Here is a 21913-nt window from a genome sequence, read left to right as displayed (position 1 = left end):
AAGATCCCCTTTGGGTTAAAAAATATATTTCCTTTGCTTTTTAGGTAACCCAAATTCTGGATATAGTCTCTTGACTGTATCGTAATTCTTTTTGATGAAAAAATACCTGTGTATATAAATGGAAAAGAATGCCGTCAAAATAGACATTAAGGAAACTAGCAGAATTAGAACGATAATAATGAAAGAATCGGCAAACAAGGAAGACATCAAAACTTGCGCAATGACATATCCAATCCCTGCCGCCCCAATATATGGGGACATATTCGTATTCTGCTTATTTTTTTGCAGTTTGGCATATGTCCCAGAATACAGCATCCGAAGATTGAAATATTGAAAGAATATAAGTAAAGCTATTAAAGAAACAACTCCAATGATAAAAGGAATCATACTTGTTACACCTAAATTCATATATAAGAATTTTTGTATAACCAAGAAATACACATACGTATTTATAACTCCGTATACACCAAAGAACAGATAATATGATCTTTCAAATTTATAAGGGGCTAAAATATATAGTATTCCCCATACGTGAATGAATACGATTGGACCAATTGCCAGCCAAAAGTACAATGGGGAGAATGGCTCCCCTAAGATTGGCAGTAGTCCCATTACATCTAAGAAAATCAGAAAAAATATAATAATATTACCTCTGTGCGCCTTTGGAGTCTGCAGATTTAAATAAGATTTTGTTACTTTATCTACTTCTTGTTGATTTTTCACTCGTGCACCTCATCTAATCAAGACTTGTTAAACCAAGAACCTACTGAATCAATAATCTTGGTTGTACCTTTTTTAATGGCATCCCCGATGGAATCTTTCTTGCCATCATTATCGACGTCCATGAATTTCACATCACTAAGGACCGTCGTGACCACAATTCCTGCCGCTGCTCCAACCACTGCTCCTACAGCCACACCTACAGGACCACCAATGAATGCCCCAGCTACAGCACCAGCTTTGGCACCGGCGTATGCGGAACCTGCAATGGAGGCACCGGCAACCACTACATCACCCGTTACATTCCCCGCAATCTCACTTGCAGATTGGTTGTTCTGTACCCCATGGACAATATCTCCTGTTACCGTAGCACCTACTCCAATATAACCCAAGCGATTACTAGTCCATTTAAAGGCATCTTTCACGCTTGCAGCGGGATTGACCATCTTCCACAACTTAGGATGGTTGGTGGCATTGGTACCACTATACGTTTTCTTATTTACCCCAGCTAGTTGGGGCTCACTTACTGTAATTCGCGGCTTGGTCACTCCTTGTGCGGTTGTATAACTGGATAATTGCACGCCAAAACCTTGTCTGGCAAGATTGATTCGCTTGGACGCCCCATATGCCGTGGCAGTAACGACCCCGAAATTAGTTGCTGCATTGATCGGCTGCTCTCTCCATTGATCAAAATTCAAACCGAGCGTCGGGGTAGGATCCCAATGAAACGGCACATCTCTACCAGTATCGGCTGCATCCACCCCGTTTGCGACAACACGTGGATCTGTGGAAAATCCATAGAATGGGTCCCTGCTACCGCCTTGCTCCAGGTACTCTGGTGCATAGCAAAAGTTGGGGCTATAGGTGTCGATGGAGACATTTCCACTTGTAAAAAGGCCTTGTACTTGCTGGACATACTGATTCATAAACTGAAGGCCCTGCTCTACCGGGTCAAGGGCGCTTGTCTGTGTCTGATCAAAGCGGTGCAATTTTTCAAGTGTTTGGTCGACATGATTCCTTGCTGCATGAACCTGCCCTTGAAAAGAACCATCCTGAATTCTTGGCAAGGATACGATATCGGATACACTTTGGACCTTCCGATTGGTTTCGTCAGCAAGATCCATCACAAAGTCCCTCGCCTGGTTCAATCCCTGGTCTACATCGTGCTGAAGGAAACTTTCCTTTATGACGCCGTTTGAGGCCGGCTCCACACTGCTTAATTCATTCTTGAGCGCATTTAAAGTGGATTCATATGTATCCACTATTTCTTTGAAGAATTGCAGAAAAGGCTGGTGGCTGTCCTGATAAAAACCCCGAATGGACTGCCCTGCTTGGCCTGTAAAAGAGTCATCGAGGGAGGTGAAGTTTTTCACCGCAGATTCCAACGAGTTCACTTGCTCTTTATGCTGAGATAACTTTGTCAGCAATTGGTCCACACCAGATTGTAAGGTCGATACTTCAAGCGTTTTCATCTATTTTTCTCCTTCCTGCTACCGGAGCTGCATATTGGAGGATAGCTGCTGATCTTTTTCTACCATCTGCTGGACTGACTGTCTGGTCATCTCTTCATTATGAAGCAAGAGTTCTTTATAATTTTCTGTCAGCTGCTCCAATTTACGGTTTATTTCATTTAATCTATTGACTACATCTAATTGATTACCGCTTCCAATAGAGGAGGGGAATGAGGAAGTAAGAGCTTCTGAGGAGGATTTCATTTGTGTGAGTGCCTGCTCTATTTCACTTTGCTTGATTTTAATTTCTGTGCTCATATGGAGACCTCCTATGAATTAATTGTACCTTTTCGCAGCCCGTTCTTCTGCAAGCTGCAATTCCAATGAAGCGATGGTCTGCTTTAGTGAGTTGATTTCACGATGAAGTTGTTGGATTTTGTTGTCTATACCGGAGAAGATGGCACTGAACTGACTTTGTTCCATCTCGGAATAATAATGAAGCATCCCATTTGTCCTGATATCCTCAAATCGGTTGGCAAGTGTGCCCTGCCAGGTGAATGAGGAAAGTTCAGGCCTTGTGACAGAAGCTCTAAATCTGGCAAACTCCTGCTGTTTACCCTTTAGTTGACTTTGACAGTCCTGAAGCCGCTGGAGATGCTGCTGCTTTTCCCTCAGCAGAGAATTATAGTATGCGATAGACAATTTCATCACCTCAATAGGAATATATTTATTGCTCTTATGTAAACAACTGGATAGATCATTTTCTCAATACCTTTTACTATAACATGGAAGAAAAATACCAAAATGATGAAAACTATTTATTTTTGAATGAGTTAAGATGGGTAATTTATACTATTTTGCGAGAATAGGACAGGTTTGTGCGGAGTAAGTCGATTTACACCCAAGCAGACGAAAAGCACTACTAGTTACATAGCACATTTTTTGGAAAATGAAACCTGGATCTTGTTTGTAGGGGTTGGGTAAGGAGGAGCGACAAAAATTACTTAGTGGTGGGAAGATTGACCTGATTTAATGGGGGTATGGACCACTTTTGATGGAATATCACCCGGATTCGGTAGGGTACTAATCACTTTCGGGGAAATATCAACTGGATTGGTGGATATCTCAACCAATTAGGCTGAAATATCAACAGAATCTAACCAACTCCAGTTGGATATCAGGAAAAATTTGAGATATATCATGAATTTTTGAGATATATCATGAATTTTTGAAATATATCATGAATTTTCGAAGGATATCATGAATTTCCATTTATATCATGAATTCCTACCATATATCATGAAGTACTACATTTTATCAGGAAACCAACAGGAACCGCCGCGCCATTTCCCCTGCCAACCATCTCCCACTTCTTCCATCAATACCCCCGCCCAACATTAACCGCATTCCGTAACTTCCCTCCGCTCTCCACACACTCCAACGTCTCCAGAAAACATGCCACCGCTTCTTCAGGCGTCGTAATCGCCGAAATATGTGGGGTGATCGTCACACCTCGATGACTCCATAACGGACTTTCCGCAGGTAACGGCTCCTCCTCGAATACATCAAGTACAGCCGCCTTCAGCTTCCCGCTATCCAATGCAGCCAACAAAGCACCATGATCAACGGTTCCCCCTCTTCCTACGTTCAGGAACACCGCTTGATTCATCTTCCCGAAAAAATCCTCATCAAACAAACACTCCGTCTCCTCAGTTAGTGGCAATGTGTTAATCACATAATCCACTTCTCCAAGATGACTATCCCGTACCCCCACTAAAGGCATCACTTCACGAAAGTACTCTTTGTCCGTCCCACTGCGGGATACCCCGTACACCTTCCCCCCAAAGTAAGCAAGGATCCGCGCTACCTCATGTCCGATCTCCCCTGTCCCAAAAATGACCACCTTCACTTCATTCAAGGCCCGTGGAGCAACCATCTTCCATTCCCCACGTCCCTGCTGATCACGAAAAGTATCGTGATGCTGTAAGTCTTTTAGCATATAACTAAGCGTGTACTCTGCGATCTTCTGCCCAAATGAGGTGATCGTTCTTGTTAGTAGGACATCATCAGGCCAATTCCCCAGGGCCATGTATCGGTCTACCCCGGCACCAAGCGAGTGTATCCACTTCACATTGCCAAAGTGAAAATTCTCTGTCGGTTGAAATGCCACATATGCATCCGCCCACTCCAAGTCCTCCCGGCTGACGACACTCTCAGGAATAAAACGCAGACCTCTTCCTTTCAATGCTTCACAAGAATCTAACAACGAATCTAACTCTTTTACCAACCTACCTGTAAAAAGGATATTATTTATTTTCATTAAAAGAGCACTCCCCACTGCTACGTTTTATTTATCCACTATTTTAGCATGGTAGAGTATAAGTGTAATAGCACACCCCCCTCTAAAAATGCGTGAGTATAACAGAAAATCGCCTAAATACTGGGTTCACATTTGATAAATCTCTGTAATGATTGTAAAATAAGAGATGTTAAATTAATAATTAGGGGGAGTTTGATGAAAAAGAATAGTTTCTTAGCCTTATCTATGGTTCTAGTATTATCATTATTCATAGCTGCTTGTGGTGGCGGAGATAATGGTTCTGGCGGGGAAGGCGGCAGTGAAGATCCGAAATTTTTGAGCATGCTAACTGGTGGAACAAGTGGTACATATTATCCGCTAGGTGGAGCAATGGCAAAAATTATCGGTGAGAAAACGGACATTCAGACGGACGCAGTTTCTTCCAACGCATCTGCGGACAATGTAATCGCTTTATCTGAAGGTGATGCAGAGCTTGCATTCGTACAAACGGATGTTATGGCTAATGCAGTGGAAGGCACGAACGCTTTTGAAGGAAAAGCTGTTGATAACGTTTTGGCTCTTGGATCTCTTTATCCGGAAACAGTCCAAATCGTTACAAAGGCTGACTCCGGCATTTCCAGTGTAGAAGACCTGAAAGGTAAAACAGTTTCTGTAGGTGCTCCTGGTTCCGGTACGTACATCAACGCACAACAAATCCTTGAAGTGCATGGCATGACAATGGACGACATCAATGCACAAAACCTTGACTTCGGTGAGTCCACTGGTGGAATCCAGGATGGTAACATCGACGCTGCGTTCATCACTTCCGGTACACCAACTGGTGCGGTAGAAGGTCTATCTGCTTCTACATCCGTTAGTATCGTTCCAATCGCTCAAGATAAAATTGATGAGCTAGTGGAAAAATATCCATACTATGCTGCTGATACAATCGAAGCGGGAACGTACAACATGGAAAACGAAGTGACGACTGTCGCGGTACTTGCGATGTTAGCTGTTTCTGCGGATCTTTCCGAGGACCTTGTATATGAAATTACAAAAGCAATCTATGAAAACACTGGGGAAATTGCCCATGCAAAAGGTGAGTTTATCACTCTTGAAACGGCAACAGACGGAATCGGTATCGACTTCCACCCAGGTGCTGAGAAATACTTCAAAGAAGAAGGCATCATCGACTAATATCAGCTATATAGAACAGATCGACCGACACTTGGTTATACTTTGCTGTCGGTCCTTCTTTTTATATTACTAGGTGGGTTAACATGAAGAAGAAAAGAATGCTTGCTATCATATTATCCTCTACCACCGTTTTGCTATTATCGGTTCTCTTCTTGGTTCCTTTGCGGACCGCACTTGTTTTCGATACGCAAAACACCGGACACATCCAAGCGTACCTCCCCATTAATAAAGAGGAAACCTTTCAAATCACCTTTACACACTCCATCCATCTGACAGATGTAGTGGAAAAGTATGAAGTGACCGATGACCTCCAAATCCTGCAAACCGAGATCATCTATGAAGAATTCGGAATTGGCATGCCGTCCAATGCAGAAGAAGGAGAGGAATTCGTCTATGAAAATGGTAAATACCATATCAAAGATTTGAATAATGTCTTCTCCTCTATGAATATCCGAAATGGTAAAACCGTTTCAAAAAACCGCCTTTCCTGGGGCGAAAACGGAACAAAAATGATTTGGTTCAACGAATACTTTACTCCAGGAGACTGGTATAATGTAAGAGTCGAAAAGTTGACATTATGGCAGTATATGAAAGGAATGAAAATTCATGAGTGATACAAACGCTAATAAGGACAAGGCATTGACGGCAGAAGAGCAAGAACAGTTGCTTGAAAAGTACGATCCAGATGCGAAGACCCGCCATCTGACAGGTTACGCAGGAAAAGTAGTCTTTTTCATGTTGATCGCCTTTTCCCTTTTTCAACTTTACACAGGGATATTCGGCCAATTTACGGCATATATCCAACGTACTGTTCACTTGGGCTTTGCCCTTACACTGATCTTTCTGTTGTTCCCTGCCAGAAGAGGGGCACCTAAAAATAAGGTCGCTTGGTACGATTACATCCTTGTCGGATTGACCATTGTCGTCTGCGGATACTGGCCAGTATTTTATGACACGATGATCCAACAGATCGGCAGCATCAATTCCCAACAAGCGGTAATCGGTGGACTCGCCATCCTCTTGGTTATAGAAGCGACAAGGCGTGCGATCGGGCTACCGATCACCATCATCGCTACCGTGTTTATGATTTACGCTTTATTCGGACCATATATGCCTGGAATGCTTGCACATAGAGGTCTCAGCCTTAATCAATTCATCCAGAGCATGTTCTTTACGACAGAAGGAATTCTAGGAACACCGCTACAGGTATCATCTACCTATATTTTCTTATTCTTATTATTTGGTGCGTTCCTTGTTCAAACTGGTGTCGGTAACTACTTTAATGATTTGGCTATTTCCCTAGCAGGCAGAAGAACCGGTGGACCCGCGAAAGTTGCCATCTTTTCCAGTGCCTTGCAAGGTACCATCTCTGGAAGCTCTGTTGCGAACACCGTCACAACTGGTTCCTACACCATTCCTTTGATGAAGCGACTGGGATACCACCGCAACTTTGCCGGAGCGGTAGAAGCAGCTTCTTCCACTGGTGGACAAATCATGCCACCAATCATGGGTGCTGCCGCGTTCTTGATGATTGAATTTGCAGGTGTGGCTTATTGGGATATTGCCAAAGCCGCTACCATCCCAGCCATTCTTTATTTCTCAGGGATTTGGATCATGACTCACCTGGAAGCGAAAAAGCAAGGCCTGCATGGCTTGCCAAAAGAAGAAATACCAAAAAAGCGCGAAGTACTAAAGAAGATTCACCTGTTATTGCCTATACTTATCATCGTATTCCTTTTATTCCAAGGTTTCAGTATTGAACGTACTGCCCTACTTGGGATTTTAAGTACGATCATCGTAAGTATGTTCCGAAAAGATACAAGAATTAATTTAGAGAGATTCATTCTTGCCCTGACAAATGGGGCACGTACCGCACTTGGTGTTGCTGCTGCCACTGCCTGTGCCGGTATCATCGTAGGGGTCGTGACGAAAACAGGACTTGGATTAAAAATGGGGAACAGCCTTGTAAGCATTGCTGCTTCCATCACGTCCACTCCAACCTTGCTGTTATTGTTGACTCTTTTCTTCACAATGATTGCTTCGATCATCTTGGGGATGGGCTCACCGACGACAGCCAACTATATTATTACATCGACGATTGCGCTACCTGCCATCATCGCATTGAATAACCAATTAGATGTTGCCATTCCGATTCTTGCTGCGCACATGTTCGTGTTCTACTTCGGAATTGTAGCCGATATCACTCCACCTGTAGCCCTTGCCGCCTTTGCAGCAACAGGGATATCCAAAGGGGAGCCGATACGTACCGGAATAAATGCCTCCAAGCTAGCCATTGCGGCATTTATCATCCCGTACATGTTTGTATTCCAGCCACAGTTGCTTATGATCGATACGACCATTCCGGAAGTTTCCTGGATACTTGTGACCTCCATCGTCGGAATGATATCCATCGGTGCCGGCCTTATCGGGTTCTGGTACAGAAAGCTTCACTGGATCGAACGTATCCTCACCGTTTCTACAGGGTTGCTTTTAATTTACCCTGAGGCCAATACAGATATCTTCGGATTCATCGCCTTTGGTGTAATGCTAGCTTTACAGATATTCTGGAAGCGAGGCAACACAGGAAAAGGTGCGGAGAAAGCTGTAAGGGAAGCGAATTAATATGAAAACACCTGCCTCCGACTTATTTGGGGGCAGGTGTTTTATGTGATATGAGGTCTTTTTGTAGACTTTTTCAGTTTGAAATGAGGTTTGACTAGTATATTAGGCTCTTTTGTTACATATTCCTAATAATTCGATGGCGATGTTGGAAGTGAGTGTGTCTCAATTGCGGAGTTCGTGCCAAACCCTAATTTCCCTTCTCCCCAGCCTCCCCCAACATAAAAACACTAGGGGCGCAATCTCCCCTAATGCTGATAATCCTCACGTAACTTTCTCCAATACGCGAAAAAGCTTGGCCCTCTTCTGAAAAAGAGCCTGTGCTTCTTCTACTGTAACGTCACGGAAACGAATCTTCGTGCCTGGTTGGGCCTGGGCAAGCAGCGGTATATCATAGGAAATGACGGTAGCGATCCTTGTATATCCACCGGTTGTCTGCCTATCGGCCATCAAAAGTATCGGGTTTCCGTCTGCAGGAACTTGAATCCCGCCAAGCGGAATGGCCTCCGAGATGATGTCTGCGGATGTTTTGTGTTCGATCTTCGGCCCCTTAATCCTATACCCCATTCGGTCTGATTGTGGGGTCACTTCATAAGTCGAGGACAAGAACGTTTCCACAGAAGATTCAGGAAAGGCATCCAGATGAGGACCGAGGCATACCCTGATTTCCATCTCTTTTTTATAGGTAGGGATTTTGTCAGGATGGATGGATCTACCTGTCCGCACTCCAACATGACCTTCTCCGTGCAAGATATCATCCTTCTCGAGCCCTCGGCCATTCAATCCGCCAATTTTCGCTTTTAAAAAGGTTGATTTACTTCCCATTACAACCGGGACATCGAACCCACCTGCCACACAAATATAAGAACGGGCACCCTCTATTGGCTTCCCAAACTCAAGGAGCTCTCCCTTTTTAACTTTGAAGCTCTTCCACATGGGTGCTTGTTTCCCATTGACCTTGGGAGAAAGATTGGCCCCGCAAATGGCGACCACCATATCCTCCAGCGCCTTCAGCTCTGGTCCCACGATGGTGACTTCGAGTGCTGCCTCTCCTTTATCGTTCCCGACCAAAAGGTTACCTATCTGAAGGGCGTACTCATCCATCGCGCCTGAAACAACCACCCCAAATTCCTGAAGTCCTGTTCGCCCTAAATCCTGAAAGGTTGTTAATAGGCCTGGTTTCATTACTTGAAACAGAGGTTTACTCATGGATTTCCACCACCCCAAAGGCTTGAATCTCCACCTGTTCTTCCTCTAATTTTGCTCTTAGCTTTCGCACAAACTCCAATGCTTCCGGTTCATCTCCGTGCACACAGATGGTATCGGCTTGGATGGAAATGTCCTGTCCATCTACGGCTTCCACTTTTCCTTCCGTCACCATTCTCAGCACGCGCTCTACTGCAATATCCGCATCGTGTATCATCGCATTGGCATGGGACCTTGGGGTGAGTGTCCCATCAGGTTGGTAGGTTCTATCGGCGAATACTTCCTGCGCCACTTTTAAGCCGATTTTTTCTCCTGCCCGGACGAGTTCACTTCCTGCCAAGCCGAATAAAATCAGATTTGAATCGACCGCATGGACCCCTTCTGCAATGGCCATAGCCACCTCACTGTCTTTAGATGCCAAGTTATACAAAGCACCGTGCGGCTTCACATGATGGACGTGTGTGCCATATACTTTTGCAGCAGCCTGTATTGCTCCGATCTGATAGACTACTAGGTTGAAGATCTCTTCCCGGTTCATAAGCATATCACGTCGACCAAACCCCGCCAGGTCAGGGAATCCAGGGTGGGCCCCAATGGAAACTCCAAGGCCTGCAGCTGTCTTGACGGTTTCCATCAACACATTGTAATCCCCGGCATGAAACCCGCAGGCAATGTTTGCAGACGAAATATACTTCAGCACTTCCTGATCATTTCCGATGGTATACGCTCCATAGCTTTCGCCTAAATCACTGTTCAGATCAATGGTTTTCATCATGTCCTCCCCCTTTTTCATAGCTTTTCACCTTATATTTATCAAGCTTGATGGCTTCTTCTATCTTTTCATATTCTTTTTGCCCAACAGGAACGAAGCGGATATAATCTCCGGCAGATAAAAGGATCGGCTCCTCCCTATCTGGATCATAGAGCTTTACGGGCGTCTTCCCGATAATCTGCCAGCCGCCTGGAGTTTCTAAAGGATAGACACCTGTTTGCTCCCCCGCTATTCCTACAGATCCAGCCTCGATTTTTACCCTTGGATTTTCTCGTCTTGGTGTGGCAATATCTTTCGCCATGCCACCCAAGTAAGGAAAGCCCGGGACAAACCCCATCATGTATATAAGATAGGACTGGGCAGAATGGATAGCTACGACTTCATCTTCTGTCAAACCATTGCAGCTTGCCACCTCTGACAAGTCAGGCCCGACCTCCCCTCCATACAAGACAGGGATTTCATAGACAGTAGAGTTGGACTGTACCTCTTCCCTCTGTAATTGGTCTAGAATATCCTCGAGCTTTTTGCACAAATCCTTATAGATGATTTTATCTGGTTGATAGAAAATGGTGAGCGTCGTATAGGCCGGCACCCACTCTATAATACCTTCTACCTCTTGCTTCCTAAGGGTATCCGCAATCAGTCTAATCTGATAATTCGTTTTTTCTGATATGTCGGACCCAAATAGAACCTGTATTCCTGTATCCCCTAATGGGTGAAATTGGACTTTCAATTTGGCTCCCCTCCTAAGTTCTGTCTATATTATGAGAACAGCTTTGGCACCTGGTTGATTAACGTGACCGCTGCCAAGTAAGCTGTTGCGATAAACACAACTGCACCAAAAATCGTCAGCCACAATGGGTGTTTGTAATCCCCGACAATCTCTTTTTTGTAAGCTGCTATCAGAAGTGTTCCAAGTGCGACAGGCAGAATAAGTCCGTTAAACGCACCTGCCAAGATCAACAATAGAACTGGCTCGCCGATGAAAGCAAAAATAATTGTGGAAACGACAATGAACCCAATGATGACCTTCGAGTTATTTCGATCAATCTTTTTAGACAATGTTCGTAAAAAGGAAACGGATGTATAAGCTGCCCCGACAACAGAGGTGATCCCCGCAGCCCAGAGCACAAGACCGAACATTTTATAACCAACCATTCCCGCTGCCTCCATGAACACGGATGCAGGTGGATTGTTTGGATCTAATGTAAAGCCGGTGGCAACAACACCAAGCACGGCAAGGAACAAGAAGATTCGCATGATGGAAGCGATGACAATTCCTGATACAGAACTCTTCGTCACATGATGCAGGTTTTCCTTTCCGCTGATTCCGGCGTCCAATAGCCTGTGTCCACCAGCGAACGTGATATAGCCCCCAACTGTTCCCCCAACCAGGGTGATGATGGCAAAGACATCAATCGTTTCCGGTGCGAACGTACGGAAAACAGCCTCACCTACAGGTGGATTGCTCTGGAATGCCACATAAAGGGTGAGCAAAACCATCATCAACCCCAAATAACGAGCAATCTTGTCCATTGCCACTCCTGCCTCTTTGGATAGGAAAATCCCTATGGCAATGGCAGCGGTGATGACGGCTCCAATTCGCACATCGATACCGAAAAGTACATTCATTCCGAGGCCCGCTCCACCAATGTTACCTACGTTGAATGCAAGACCACCCAAGGCAACGGCAAAAGCGAGGAAATACCCAAGTCCAGGTAGGACCATATTGGCAATATCCTGCCCCCTTCTTTTAGAAACCGCAATGATTCTCCATACATTTACCTGTACCCCGATATCCAGGATGATGGACATTAATATCACGAATCCAAAGCTAGCTAAAAGTTGTTCGGTGAAGACAGCCGTTTGTGTTAAGAATCCAGGCCCGATGGCAGAAGCCCCCATCAGGAAAGCCGCACCAAGCAAGACACTCCAGTTACTTTTAGGCTTTTGTAAATCATCGTACGTGTTCTTCTGTTTTGAAGACATGTGGATCCCCCCTTTGGTAGTATGATTTTATAAAATTAAAACTATTATTCCAATATACTAACACTAACACAAAAGCCCTTAGGATAAAAATTCTCAAAAAAAAAAACCACCTCTATGGGTGGCTTCACGGACATTATTTTTTTTCAACAAAGAACATGGAAAGGGCACCAAGTCCCACATGGGTTCCAACAGATACCCCCATTTGCATGATGTGAATGGCTCCGGTAAAATCTGTTTCCTTTTCTAGCTTCACTTTCAGGTTCTCGGCAATCTTGATGTCAGATGTGTAGCCGATGATAATAAAGTCGGTCACCGCTTCATCATTCCGCTTGATGAACTCCTCCACATAATGCTTGAGAACCCTTTTCAAGCCTCTTTCCTTCGCAACGATGGCGCCTTTCCCATTTTTCATGGTCATAATCGGCTTAAGCATCAGCAGCTTTCCGAGGAATGCACTGGCATTTGACAGCCTTCCACTTTTGATTAAATGATCCAGATCGTCCACGGACAAAAAGTGTTTCACATTGGTTTTATAGTTCTCATTAAAATCAATCAACTCTTGGAAAGAGGCGCCTTTCTCCCTCATCATCGCGCTCTTCAACAAAAGCCAGCCGCTTCCATGACTCATACATCTGGAATCTACCACATGAATTTTCACTGGTGAATCTGGATTCTCCTCAAAGAAATATCCTTTGGCCAGTTCAGCTGACTGGTGGGATCCACTTGTCCCACTGGACATGCAAATGCAAAGGATTTCCTTGTAGCCACTCTCGATGGCCTCCTTGATAATGTTCAGGTACTCCACCGGACTAGGCATCCCTGTCGTCGGAAACTCCGAAAGTGCCTCCATCATGCCGTAAAATTCATCAGGTTCTATGTCAACTCTATCTTTAAAGGTCTTCCCCTCAATATTAATGCTCAATGGTGCCAAACTAATGTCATACATCTCCAGCACTTCGTTGGATAAATCACAAGTTGAATCTGCCATTAATTTAATCATTCATTTCCTCCAATAAAAACATACTGCCTTCATCTTAACTGAAAGGGCTTTAATAGACTATTCTTTTCAGGTAAATTGTTGGAGGGTAAAAAAAGGAAAGAGGGAGAATGGTAACCTTCTCCCTCTAATGCCCTTCCTTATTTGTTTTCACTAAAACATACGCCGTAATCCAGGAAGCGATTGGAATCACAATGGCGATACCTGTCCCGGCACAAAGGATCGTGATCATCTCGGCACTGAACACTTTAGAATTGATGATCTGCCCGGCAGAATAGGACAGTTCCTTAAACCAGATAAGCAAGGCCAGATAGCCTCCGAAAAAGGCGAAAAAGATGGTGTTGGCACTTGTCCCTAAAATATCCCTTCCTATGCTCATTCCGGACAGAAACAGCTCTTTTCGGCTGATGTTCGGGTTATGATGATGTATTTCACGCATGGGGGAGGTGATGGAGATGGCAATATCAACCATGGCGCCGATTGTACTCATGATGATGACGGAAGCCCCAATTTTCACAAAATCTACTCCTAGATACATGGAATACATGCCCATCTCTTCTATTTCCTCTTCACTGAACCCCTGGATCATGGAATATTTCGTGATAAAAAATATAAAAAGTAGCATGATGATGATCGAAATGATCGTCGAAATAAATGCAATGGTTGTTTTGACGTTCCATTCATTAATATAAAACAGGCTGACACAGCTAATGATGATGCAGGCTATCAAGGTCAGGACAATCGGATTGGCATTGGGATCTGTCATAAACAGTATGGTCATAAAAAGTACACCGAAATTAACGAAGAGTGCAATGAAGGAACGCACCCCTTTTTTCCCACCAACAAGAACCATCAAGAGGAACAAAATCGCTGCAAGTACCATTAATACATTCATGCCCTCGCCCTCTTCCGATTGACAAAAAATATCGACACATATAAACCGATTGGAATCGTCAGCACAATTCCTATTCCCCCAGCCAACGCCCTGGCAAGCTCTAAGGAAAGGGTAAGGGATAGGGTGTAGCCGAAAGGAGAAGCGTTCATGAAATATAAAATCAGGATGGGAATAGAACCGCTCACATAAGCGAAGAACAAAATGTTGGTCATGGTTCCCATGATATCTTTCCCGATATCCATTCCAGATGCCACGAGTGCCTTAACCGATATGTTCGGCTTCTTTTCATATAAGCTGAAAATGGAAGAGGACATCGTAATGGCAATATCCATTACCGCACCGAGCGACCCCACCAAGATCCCAGCCGTGAACACCACCTCAGGAGGCCGAGTTAAAAACTGCATGTCCTCATACCTTAATCCATTGCCGGAAGTCGCCCCGATAACGAGATAGGTAATGAGCATTAATGCCAACGTGCCCAGTAAGGTCGATATGACCGCCGCATAGGACTTTTCATTCCGTCCATTCACCAGCAAGAGAGAAATGACCGTGAACAAAATGGCACTGATGCCACATATCAACACCAAGCTAATATTGGAGGATTTCATATAAATAGTTAATGCATAGGAGAGTAACATCGCGTTCACGACGAGACTTACGATCGAGTATATTCCCTGTTTTTTTCCTACTAGTACTAACACCAAGACAAAGAACCATGCCGTTAAAAGAAGAAATTTATCCCGCTTCACGTCCTCTATGTTACCTTTTAGCATGGCACCCTCTTCTTGGGAAGATTGGAAGGAAACAAAAAGTTCATTACCAACACGGTATTCCTGGTCGTAACCCCCGGAATTCGAATACTCATTTATTAAAGAGATTCGCTCACCTTTGTGCTGTCCGTTTTGCATTTCCGCAATAACCTGCTGCCTGTATAGGACATCTTCATTCTCGTACATATCAACTAGCTTTTTCTGATCCTCAAGCTTTGTATCCACTACTTTGGCTATTGGCCGGTCATAAAAGGAATGGTTATGTTGGACAAAGAAAAAGGAGGAGAACATGCAGATGGCTAAAATAAGGTAGAGTAGTATATATTTACGTTTGGTAGTGTTTAACATGTCCATCCTCATTTCCCTATTTGAACAAAATAGATAGTAAATATGTAAGCTCCCATAACTGGTTGTCGAAACGATACCAATTATCGTTTCAAGCTTCACCTTCGCCTATAATAACTATATTTACCCTATCTATCAACCAACCTTTAAAAAAATGCTCCGCTATTATTGGGAAGACGGCCCAAACCTTCCCCTACGGTAGTCCTCAAACGCCTCCTCAATCTCCGCCTCGGTATTCATCACAAACGGTCCTCTCGCAACAAGGGGCTCCCCAATAGGCTTACCTGTATAGATTAGCATTTTCGACCGCTCCAAAGCCTTGATGTGAAGAACATCCGTCTCCCCATCTTTCGCCTTCTCATCGTAAGACAGTAGCCCCGCCTCTGTTTTCCCTAACGTCACCACTCCATCTCCTTCTATTCCAAAACTCATCTTGCCTTGCAGCATGTACACGTGACCATTGTGATTTGCAGGCAACTCCAAAGAATATTGCTCTCCTGCTCTCAAGTAGATTTCAAACATATTAATTGGGACCAATGAGTTCATCGTACCTGTCACTCCCTCCACACTTCCCGAGTAGATTCGCAACGAACCACCGTCCACTTCGACCAAAGGAGCATCTTCCAAAAGAACATTCTGATACGAGGAATCCGTTTGCTTCAAGCTCTTCGGCAAATTCAACCAGAGCTGCAACGTGTGGATGACATCCTCATCGACCGCTTCCTCGGCATGGCGGGCGCCGCTCCCCGCATTCATGTACTGGACATCCCCTGCGTGCAAGACAGAATGACCGCCCTGGTTATCGGTATGCTCTAGCCTGCCATCGATCACATAGGTAATGGTTTGGAAGCCCCTGTGAGGGTGATCGGAGAAGGTTCCCCGCTTGAACCAATCATCCGCCATCAGGATGAACGGGTCATACTCATACATCCGGTCCGGGGGCAATACCCACCCTTGCTGGACATGGGGATAACCTGGATTTTTATATTGCACCTTCCAGTGGTCCCTGATTACTCGATTAGCCTTTTTCATAAAAATACCTCCTTAAAATCTTGGTTATTACTTTCAGCATACAGAAGTTGGAATCTCCATCTCAAGTTTCCGGCTTTAAAAGCAACAAAAAAACCTTCAATCCAGTGGAGGATCGAAGGTTTTACCGTTTATTCTAATTTTAATGAAAGGAAAGCACTTTTTGTTCCTTACTAAGAAAAAGAGTTTCCGCCGTGGATGCAAAAAGCTCATCAAATAGTGCAGGGTTATCTACTAAAGATACACCATAGCTCGGTATCATCTCTTGGATTTTCTCTTTCCATTCAAACATCTGCTCTGGGAAGCATTTCTCAAAGACCTCCAGCATGACATGAACAGCGGTAGAAGCCCCTGGAGAAGCTCCCAGCAATGCTGCTATCGAACCGTCACTGGCGCTGACCACTTCCGTACCGAATTGAAGTGTTCCTTTGCCGCCAGCTTCTGTATCCTTGATGACTTGAACACGTTGACCCGCCACGACAATCTCCCAATCTTCGCTTTTCGCGTTCGGGATAAACTCGCGCAGCTCATCCATACGCTTTTCATTGGATAGCAACACCTGTTGAATCAAATATTTCGTCAGAGCCATTTCCTTGAATCCTGCCGATAACATCGTCATGACATTATACGGCTTCACGGAGCCGATTAAATCCAGATTGGAGCCTGTTTTCAAAAACTTTGGTGAGAAGCCTGCAAATGGGCCGAACAGCAGACTCTTCTTGTTGTTGATATACCTTGTATCAAGATGCGGTACAGACATCGGAGGAGCTCCAACTTTTGCCTTTCCATAGACTTTCGCATGATGCTTCTCGACGACCTCCGGATTGTTACATACAAGGAAGAGGCCACTTACCGGGAAACCGCCAATATTCTTTGATTCCGGGATACCGGTTTTCTGCAATAGCGGCAAGCTTCCGCCACCCCCGCCGATAAAGACGAACTTGGCATAATGAGATTCGACTTTTCCAGATTTGATATCACGGATTTTCAATTCCCAAGAGCCGTCCTTGGCACGCTTCAGGTCCTCCACACTATGCTCATAATGGACTTCCACGTTGCTTTTCTCTAAATGGTCAAACAACATGCGGGTCAACGCACCAAAATTTACATCTGTACCAGAGTCAATTTTCGTTGCCGCAATCGGCTCCTTCGAGGTGCGCCCTTCCATCATAAGAGGCATCCATTCTTTTAGTTTTGCCGGATCCTCGGAATATTCCATGCCTTTGAACAACGGATTTCTTGACAGCGCTTCCATCCGTTTTTTCAAAAACGTGACATTTTCTGTCCCTTCCACAAAGCTGATATGTGGTATTGGCATGATAAAGTCCTGCGGATTGCTAATCAGGTTGCGTTTTACAAGATAGGACCAATACTGTCTGGAAAGTTGGAACTGTTCGTTCACTTTGACCGCCTTGCTGATATCAATGGAGCCGTCCGCTTTCACGGATGTATAGTTAAGTTCGCACAGTGCCGCATGTCCCGTACCCGCATTATTCCATTCATTCGAGCTCTCTTCCCCAGCGCTTGCCAGCTTCTCAAATACTTTAATCTCCCAATCTGGCGCTAACTCCTTCAATAACGATCCAAGCGTCGCACTCATGACCCCGGCACCAATTAAGATAACGTCTGTTTTTTTCTGCATGTTGCTCATCATTACACATCCCCTAAGTTTATAAAAAAGCTCGTTTCTCGAAGATTGTTGCTATTCATTGGTAAAAAGTCGGAAATTGGACTTTTCATTGCTTACATACCCTGAAAATCACAAGTAGTATGCTGATAAAAGAGCACGTCATATAACGGCTATTTTGAGTATCTGAAACAGCAACAAAATTTACGAAAACAGCCTATAATAAAGAGCAGGCATACTTGCTAAAAAGGTACCTTAAGCAAGACACCACCTATAAACACACTTGTCCATCTTAATTTCTATCATATCATATTCTACTAGAATTTTTCATAAGAGTATCATTCTATTTATCTGACTATTATAAACTATTTTGAGCACTTACAAAAGTGTGAAGTCTTTCCATGGGGCGGGTGGCCTGATAAATAAACCAAGAGAAATTTGGAGCAAGTGGCCTAATAAATCCGTCAAGGAAAAATTCGGAGGGAGTTCGCCTAAAAGGCATTCGGGCGATTTTGGAGGGCTTTCTGGCGCTTTTCCGTATAAACGGGCGATAATTCATATTTACGGGCGTTTCTTAAGTGGAATCGGGCGATAATTTGATTTTACGGGCGCTTTTCACGAGCAATCGTTCGAACGCCAAATCTAGCGAAAGACCTACTATTAATGAAAAACCCTTCCCCTATTCATATAGGGAAAGGGTCTTTTCGAATATACTCTTAAAATGCCGGAATCGCCGTTTCGTCATAGTTTTCTTCTAAGAATTCACGTACTTCCTGGCTTGTCATGGCGTCAGCAAGCTTCTTAATAGCTTCTGAGTCCTTATTATCTTCGCGCGCTACAAGTGTGATGGCAAATTCGTTGTCGGTTCCTTCTGTAAGAAGGGCATCACTTTTTGGCGTCAACCCAAGCGGAGCTGCATAAGCAGGCGTCATGACAACCGCATCTGCGTCATCGTACATTCTAGCAAGCATCAGCAGGTCTACTTCTTCAAATTTATAATTATTCGGGTTTTCTACGATATCTGCTTGTGTATAGTATGGACCTGTTTTTTCTTTTAACTTGATGACATCGTGTTGGGCAAGGAGTGCTAATGAGCGGTCGATATTGGAAACGTCATTTGCAATGGCAACGACAGCGCCTTCTGGCAGTTCTTCCATATCGGTGTAGTCTTTCGCGTATACTCCATAGTTCGCGTAATAGATTGGTGTGATCCCAACCAACTCCGTGTCGTTGTTACGGTTGAAATCCTCCATGTAAGGGACATGCTGGAAGAAGTTTGCATCCACTTCTCCGTTTGCAAGGGCGCTGTTTGGTTGGACATTATCGCCTAATACCACCACTTCTAAATCAATGCCTTCCTCTGCAAGCTTTGGTTCCACAAGCTCCAAAATCTCTGTCATTGGCGGGATCAAGGAAGCTATCTTTAGTGTTACTTGTTCTTTTTCTTGATTCTGGCCAGCATCCCCGGCCTCTCCTTCATTTCCTTGATTATTTTGCGCACAGCCAGCTAGCATTACGATAGCTAACGTCATTAGTAATATTAATTTTTTCATTAAGAATATCCTCCTGTTGCACATTCATGCTTATCTTTTATCAATCATTCTTGATACAGTCATGCCTGTAAATTGTATCAGTTGTACCAGTATGACCATAATGATGATCATATACATCATCAATTCAGTTTCAAATCGTTGATAGCCATAGCGGATGGCGAAATCCCCAATTCCTCCGCCGCCTACCACGCCCATGATGGTAGAGTAGGAAATAAAGCTGATGATCGAGGTGGTCAATCCAAGGACAAGGCCGGACCGGGCTTCTACGTAAAGGAATTTGAAGACCACTTCCCTTACGGAAGCACCCATTGAGACAGCTGCCTCGAGCACCCCTTTTGGCACATCCAATAAGGACTGCTCGACAAGACGGGAGTAATGCGCGATGGCAATGATCGCAAGCGGCACGGTTGCTGCCGCCGTTCCGATAGCTGTCCCGATAATCCAGCGGGTAAAAGGAATCAGAAATACGACCAATAGCAAAAATGGGAAAGAGCGGATGATGTTCACCAATAAATTCAACGTGGAGAAAGTAAGCTGATTGGCTAGCAAGTTCCCTTTTCTGCATAGGAAAAGAAGTGTCCCTACCGGAAGCCCAACCAAAATAGCAGCGAGAATCGACACGCCGACCATGATGAATGTCTCCCCGATGGACCGCCAGATTTCTGCTTCATATTGGAGTAAAATTTCAGGCATCATCGGTGACAGCCTCCTTCACCAGCTGGTCGACAAAATACTGGGGATTGCTGTCTATCTGTTTGACACCCTGGGGTTTTGTCCGCACAGACTCATATACTTCCCCGTTTGCCATGACCGTCACGTTATGACAGATACTCTTGATGACTTCCATTTCATGACTGACCACAACCACCGTGACACCAAGACTTCTGTTGACATTTTCCAATACACGCAGGACTTCAGCAGTTGTGTTGGGATCAAGCGAAGAGGTGGGTTCATCGCACAATAGCACCTGGGGATTATTCGCCAAGGCCCTTGCAATGGCCACACGTTGCTTTTGTCCCCCGCTCAACTGTGCAGGGTATTTCTCCACAAAACCTTCCATCCCTACAAATTGAAGGCATTCCATTACTCGTTGACGGCGTTTTTTCCACGGAAAGCCTGACAATTGAAGGGAGACAGCAACATTTTCGTAAACCGTTTTATTTGCCACAAGATTAAAATGCTGAAAAATCATCCCGATGGCCTTTCGAGCCTCGCGGAGTTTGTTGCCCCGCAACTTTGTGAGATCCTGACCGTTCACTTCCACCTGTCCGGCTTCCGGGACTTCCAATAGGTTGATCAAACGCAGCAAGGTTGACTTCCCAGCACCACTTGCTCCAATAATCCCATGGATTTCTCCTTTATCTATTTTCAACGAAACAGCTTTTACCGCTTGAAAACCTTCGAATTCTTTACTGACATGATGTAATGTAATCATAAAAAAACCCCTTCCCATTACATTGAAAGGTGTGTAATCACAACGTTCCTAATTATAGCGTAAGATGGCAAGGCTTGTCACTTTAGCGATATGTACTGAGTTAGCATCACTACTGACTTTGGCACCGGGTTTTGCTTTTGGCAAGTGGGTGCTGATAAGTTCCATAAAGACTTCTACCACTCGTTTCCCAAGTCACCGAGGTTCTCATTACCTCCTTGAAGACCTGTCCCATTCTTTTCCACCGTCACTGAAGTCCTCATAACCCACATGAAGACTTCTCCTACTCCATTTCCCCGTTACTGAAGTCCTCATAGCCCTCATGAAGACCTCTTTCGCTCCATTCCCGCGTTACCGATGTCCTCATAACCCACATAAGACCTCTCCCAACCTTTTCCACCATCACTGTAGTCCTCATACACAAGAAAAAAACGGTACTGACAGGCTTTGTTAGATCAAAGCCGACAGTACCGCCCTACCTATTAATCTCGTTCTCTGGCATTTTGCGCATCTCGAATATTCTTCTGGATCGTGATAGCAGCAAATAGACTTAGCACAAAGGACATGCCGTAGAATCCTTTTTCACTTAAGATGATACTGCCCGCATTGTACAGTCCGATCGCCATCAAGGAAATCGCTACAATGACTGCAAACCAGCTGAGTCCGTAGTAGATGCCGGAAACAGGGATATCCTCTTCTTTATCCCTTACCGCTTTTTGGAGAGATACGGCAGCGTACAGGCCGAATACCAATACAGCAAAATAATAGCCCTTCTCATTCAGTTCCATCGCGGCATTGAACAGTCCGATGAGATAAGCGGAAACCCCTACCACAAGGGCAGCCCAGCTTGCCCCTTTAAACGCGGCAGTCGGCTCGCCTTCTTTTCTTTCCACTTTGACCTTGGGTTTATTTTCATCCCTCTTCAATAAAGGATTTTCATTCATTTCGGCCATTTTCTCTCCCCCTTTGTTCACATGTATATGGTTTATTATAGCAATTTTTTACAAGTAAT

General features: G+C 44.5%; 21 protein-coding genes. 3 read left to right on the top strand and 18 right to left on the bottom strand.

Translation table 11 applies throughout. From position 1 onward, the window contains the following. Nucleotides 1-15 precede the first annotated feature (15 nt). The 5 genes from EKQ44_RS05830 to EKQ44_RS05810 all read right to left on the bottom strand — a co-directional run bounded on the left by EKQ44_RS05830 (nucleotide 16) and on the right by EKQ44_RS05810 (nucleotide 4491). The gene (locus EKQ44_RS05830) at nucleotides 16-723 is read right to left on the bottom strand and encodes a hypothetical protein (RefSeq protein ID WP_237662638.1); all 708 of its coding nucleotides are present in this window, start codon (nucleotides 721-723) and stop codon (nucleotides 16-18) included. Nucleotides 724-740: 17 nt separating this feature from the next. Further along, nucleotides 741-2192, bottom strand: a complete 1452-nt coding sequence (locus EKQ44_RS05825; protein ID WP_237662637.1) for a ribonuclease YeeF family protein — start codon at nucleotides 2190-2192, stop codon at nucleotides 741-743. Between the two features lie 18 nt (nucleotides 2193-2210). Then, nucleotides 2211-2489, bottom strand: a complete 279-nt coding sequence (locus tag EKQ44_RS05820) for a YwqI/YxiC family protein (protein ID WP_237662636.1) — start codon at nucleotides 2487-2489, stop codon at nucleotides 2211-2213. A gap of 18 nt (nucleotides 2490-2507) precedes the next feature. Continuing rightward, nucleotides 2508-2879, bottom strand: coding sequence for a YwqH-like family protein (locus tag EKQ44_RS05815; RefSeq protein WP_237662635.1), 372 nt, complete (start codon nucleotides 2877-2879; stop codon nucleotides 2508-2510). A 670-nt stretch (nucleotides 2880-3549) separates the two neighbouring features. Then, nucleotides 3550-4491, bottom strand: a complete 942-nt coding sequence (locus EKQ44_RS05810; protein ID WP_237662634.1) for a D-2-hydroxyacid dehydrogenase — start codon at nucleotides 4489-4491, stop codon at nucleotides 3550-3552. A 195-nt stretch (nucleotides 4492-4686) separates the two neighbouring features. On the opposite strand from EKQ44_RS05810, the gene EKQ44_RS05805 reads away from it, so the two are divergent. The 3 genes from EKQ44_RS05805 (at nucleotide 4687) to EKQ44_RS05795 (ending at nucleotide 8289) form a co-directional block, all read left to right on the top strand. Then, entirely contained in the window at nucleotides 4687-5667 is a 981-nt protein-coding gene (locus tag EKQ44_RS05805; RefSeq protein WP_237662633.1) for a TAXI family TRAP transporter solute-binding subunit, read from the top strand. A gap of 83 nt (nucleotides 5668-5750) precedes the next feature. Then, entirely contained in the window at nucleotides 5751-6281 is a 531-nt protein-coding gene (locus tag EKQ44_RS05800; RefSeq protein ID WP_237662632.1) for a DUF1850 domain-containing protein, read from the top strand. After that, complete coding sequence (locus EKQ44_RS05795; RefSeq protein WP_237662631.1) at nucleotides 6274-8289, top strand: TRAP transporter permease; 2016 nt, start codon at nucleotides 6274-6276, stop codon at nucleotides 8287-8289. Before EKQ44_RS05800 ends, EKQ44_RS05795 begins: the two co-directional genes overlap by 8 nt. Before the next feature lie 261 nt (nucleotides 8290-8550). On the opposite strand, the gene EKQ44_RS05790 is transcribed toward EKQ44_RS05795, so the two are convergent. From EKQ44_RS05790 to yiaA, 13 genes are all read right to left on the bottom strand, one after another. Beyond that, complete coding sequence (locus tag EKQ44_RS05790) at nucleotides 8551-9495, bottom strand: 5-oxoprolinase subunit C family protein (protein WP_237662630.1); 945 nt, start codon at nucleotides 9493-9495, stop codon at nucleotides 8551-8553. Then, a complete protein-coding gene (locus EKQ44_RS05785) occupies nucleotides 9488-10264 on the bottom strand; it encodes a LamB/YcsF family protein (protein ID WP_237663299.1) in 777 nt (258 codons plus the stop codon). The genes EKQ44_RS05790 and EKQ44_RS05785 overlap by 8 nt, the downstream gene beginning before the upstream one ends. Further along, a complete protein-coding gene (gene pxpB / locus EKQ44_RS05780) occupies nucleotides 10251-10997 on the bottom strand; it encodes a 5-oxoprolinase subunit PxpB (protein ID WP_237662629.1) in 747 nt (248 codons plus the stop codon). Before pxpB ends, EKQ44_RS05785 begins: the two co-directional genes overlap by 14 nt. Before the next feature lie 29 nt (nucleotides 10998-11026). Further along, nucleotides 11027-12253 (bottom strand): NRAMP family divalent metal transporter, encoded by a 1227-nt coding sequence (locus EKQ44_RS05775; protein ID WP_237662628.1) that lies wholly within the window; start codon nucleotides 12251-12253, stop codon nucleotides 11027-11029. Between the two features lie 133 nt (nucleotides 12254-12386). Continuing rightward, nucleotides 12387-13253: a DegV family protein gene (locus EKQ44_RS05770; protein ID WP_237662627.1), complete on the bottom strand. Its 867-nt coding sequence runs from the start codon at nucleotides 13251-13253 to the stop codon at nucleotides 12387-12389. A 124-nt stretch (nucleotides 13254-13377) separates the two neighbouring features. After that, complete coding sequence (locus tag EKQ44_RS05765) at nucleotides 13378-14145, bottom strand: YibE/F family protein (RefSeq protein WP_237662626.1); 768 nt, start codon at nucleotides 14143-14145, stop codon at nucleotides 13378-13380. Next, on the bottom strand, nucleotides 14142-15269 hold the full coding sequence (locus EKQ44_RS05760) for a YibE/F family protein (RefSeq protein ID WP_414491250.1): 1128 nt from the start codon (nucleotides 15267-15269) through the stop codon (nucleotides 14142-14144). Before EKQ44_RS05760 ends, EKQ44_RS05765 begins: the two co-directional genes overlap by 4 nt. A gap of 156 nt (nucleotides 15270-15425) precedes the next feature. Next, entirely contained in the window at nucleotides 15426-16292 is an 867-nt protein-coding gene (locus tag EKQ44_RS05755; RefSeq protein WP_237662624.1) for a pirin family protein, read from the bottom strand. 139 nt (nucleotides 16293-16431) lie between these two features. Continuing rightward, a complete protein-coding gene (gene mqo / locus EKQ44_RS05750) occupies nucleotides 16432-17940 on the bottom strand; it encodes a malate dehydrogenase (quinone) (RefSeq protein WP_237663298.1) in 1509 nt (502 codons plus the stop codon). A 692-nt stretch (nucleotides 17941-18632) separates the two neighbouring features. Next, on the bottom strand, nucleotides 18633-19469 hold the full coding sequence (locus tag EKQ44_RS05745; RefSeq protein ID WP_237662623.1) for a MetQ/NlpA family ABC transporter substrate-binding protein: 837 nt from the start codon (nucleotides 19467-19469) through the stop codon (nucleotides 18633-18635). 30 nt (nucleotides 19470-19499) lie between these two features. Then, nucleotides 19500-20162: a methionine ABC transporter permease gene (locus tag EKQ44_RS05740; RefSeq protein ID WP_237663297.1), complete on the bottom strand. Its 663-nt coding sequence runs from the start codon at nucleotides 20160-20162 to the stop codon at nucleotides 19500-19502. Beyond that, nucleotides 20155-20904 (bottom strand): methionine ABC transporter ATP-binding protein, encoded by a 750-nt coding sequence (locus EKQ44_RS05735; protein ID WP_237662622.1) that lies wholly within the window; start codon nucleotides 20902-20904, stop codon nucleotides 20155-20157. The genes EKQ44_RS05740 and EKQ44_RS05735 overlap by 8 nt, the downstream gene beginning before the upstream one ends. Nucleotides 20905-21383: 479 nt before the next feature. Next, on the bottom strand, nucleotides 21384-21854 hold the full coding sequence (gene yiaA / locus EKQ44_RS05730; protein ID WP_237662621.1) for an inner membrane protein YiaA: 471 nt from the start codon (nucleotides 21852-21854) through the stop codon (nucleotides 21384-21386). Between the last annotated feature and the right edge of the window lie 59 nt (nucleotides 21855-21913).

This window comes from Sutcliffiella horikoshii (genome assembly GCF_021991925.1).
Taxonomy (GTDB): domain Bacteria; phylum Bacillota; class Bacilli; order Bacillales; family Bacillaceae_I; genus Sutcliffiella_A; species Sutcliffiella_A horikoshii_F.
Note: the sequence above shows the minus strand (reverse complement) of the source record. Positions and strands in the feature narration are given on the sequence as shown.

What these genes read in the sequence shown, in the direction of transcription:
- EKQ44_RS05825 (WP_237662637.1), bottom strand. Translation starts at nt 2,192, where the DNA reads ATGAAAACGCTTGAAGTATCGACCTTACAATCTGGTGTGGACCAATTG.
- EKQ44_RS05820 (WP_237662636.1), bottom strand. Translation starts at nt 2,489, where the DNA reads ATGAGCACAGAAATTAAAATCAAGCAAAGTGAAATAGAGCAGGCACTC.
- EKQ44_RS05815 (WP_237662635.1), bottom strand. Translation starts at nt 2,879, where the DNA reads ATGAAATTGTCTATCGCATACTATAATTCTCTGCTGAGGGAAAAGCAG.
- EKQ44_RS05810 (WP_237662634.1), bottom strand. Translation starts at nt 4,491, where the DNA reads ATGAAAATAAATAATATCCTTTTTACAGGTAGGTTGGTAAAAGAGTTA.
- EKQ44_RS05805 (WP_237662633.1), top strand. Translation starts at nt 4,687, where the DNA reads ATGAAAAAGAATAGTTTCTTAGCCTTATCTATGGTTCTAGTATTATCA.
- EKQ44_RS05800 (WP_237662632.1), top strand. Translation starts at nt 5,751, where the DNA reads ATGAAGAAGAAAAGAATGCTTGCTATCATATTATCCTCTACCACCGTT.
- EKQ44_RS05795 (WP_237662631.1), top strand. Translation starts at nt 6,274, where the DNA reads ATGAGTGATACAAACGCTAATAAGGACAAGGCATTGACGGCAGAAGAG.
- EKQ44_RS05790 (WP_237662630.1), bottom strand. Translation starts at nt 9,495, where the DNA reads ATGAGTAAACCTCTGTTTCAAGTAATGAAACCAGGCCTATTAACAACC.
- EKQ44_RS05785 (WP_237663299.1), bottom strand. Translation starts at nt 10,264, where the DNA reads ATGAAAACCATTGATCTGAACAGTGATTTAGGCGAAAGCTATGGAGCG.
- EKQ44_RS05775 (WP_237662628.1), bottom strand. Translation starts at nt 12,253, where the DNA reads ATGTCTTCAAAACAGAAGAACACGTACGATGATTTACAAAAGCCTAAA.
- EKQ44_RS05770 (WP_237662627.1), bottom strand. Translation starts at nt 13,253, where the DNA reads ATGATTAAATTAATGGCAGATTCAACTTGTGATTTATCCAACGAAGTG.
- EKQ44_RS05765 (WP_237662626.1), bottom strand. Translation starts at nt 14,145, where the DNA reads ATGAATGTATTAATGGTACTTGCAGCGATTTTGTTCCTCTTGATGGTT.
- EKQ44_RS05760 (WP_414491250.1), bottom strand. Translation starts at nt 15,269, where the DNA reads ATGGACATGTTAAACACTACCAAACGTAAATATATACTACTCTACCTT.
- EKQ44_RS05755 (WP_237662624.1), bottom strand. Translation starts at nt 16,292, where the DNA reads ATGAAAAAGGCTAATCGAGTAATCAGGGACCACTGGAAGGTGCAATAT.
- mqo (WP_237663298.1), bottom strand. Translation starts at nt 17,940, where the DNA reads ATGAGCAACATGCAGAAAAAAACAGACGTTATCTTAATTGGTGCCGGG.
- EKQ44_RS05745 (WP_237662623.1), bottom strand. Translation starts at nt 19,469, where the DNA reads ATGAAAAAATTAATATTACTAATGACGTTAGCTATCGTAATGCTAGCT.
- EKQ44_RS05740 (WP_237663297.1), bottom strand. Translation starts at nt 20,162, where the DNA reads ATGCCTGAAATTTTACTCCAATATGAAGCAGAAATCTGGCGGTCCATC.
- EKQ44_RS05735 (WP_237662622.1), bottom strand. Translation starts at nt 20,904, where the DNA reads ATGATTACATTACATCATGTCAGTAAAGAATTCGAAGGTTTTCAAGCG.
- yiaA (WP_237662621.1), bottom strand. Translation starts at nt 21,854, where the DNA reads ATGGCCGAAATGAATGAAAATCCTTTATTGAAGAGGGATGAAAATAAA.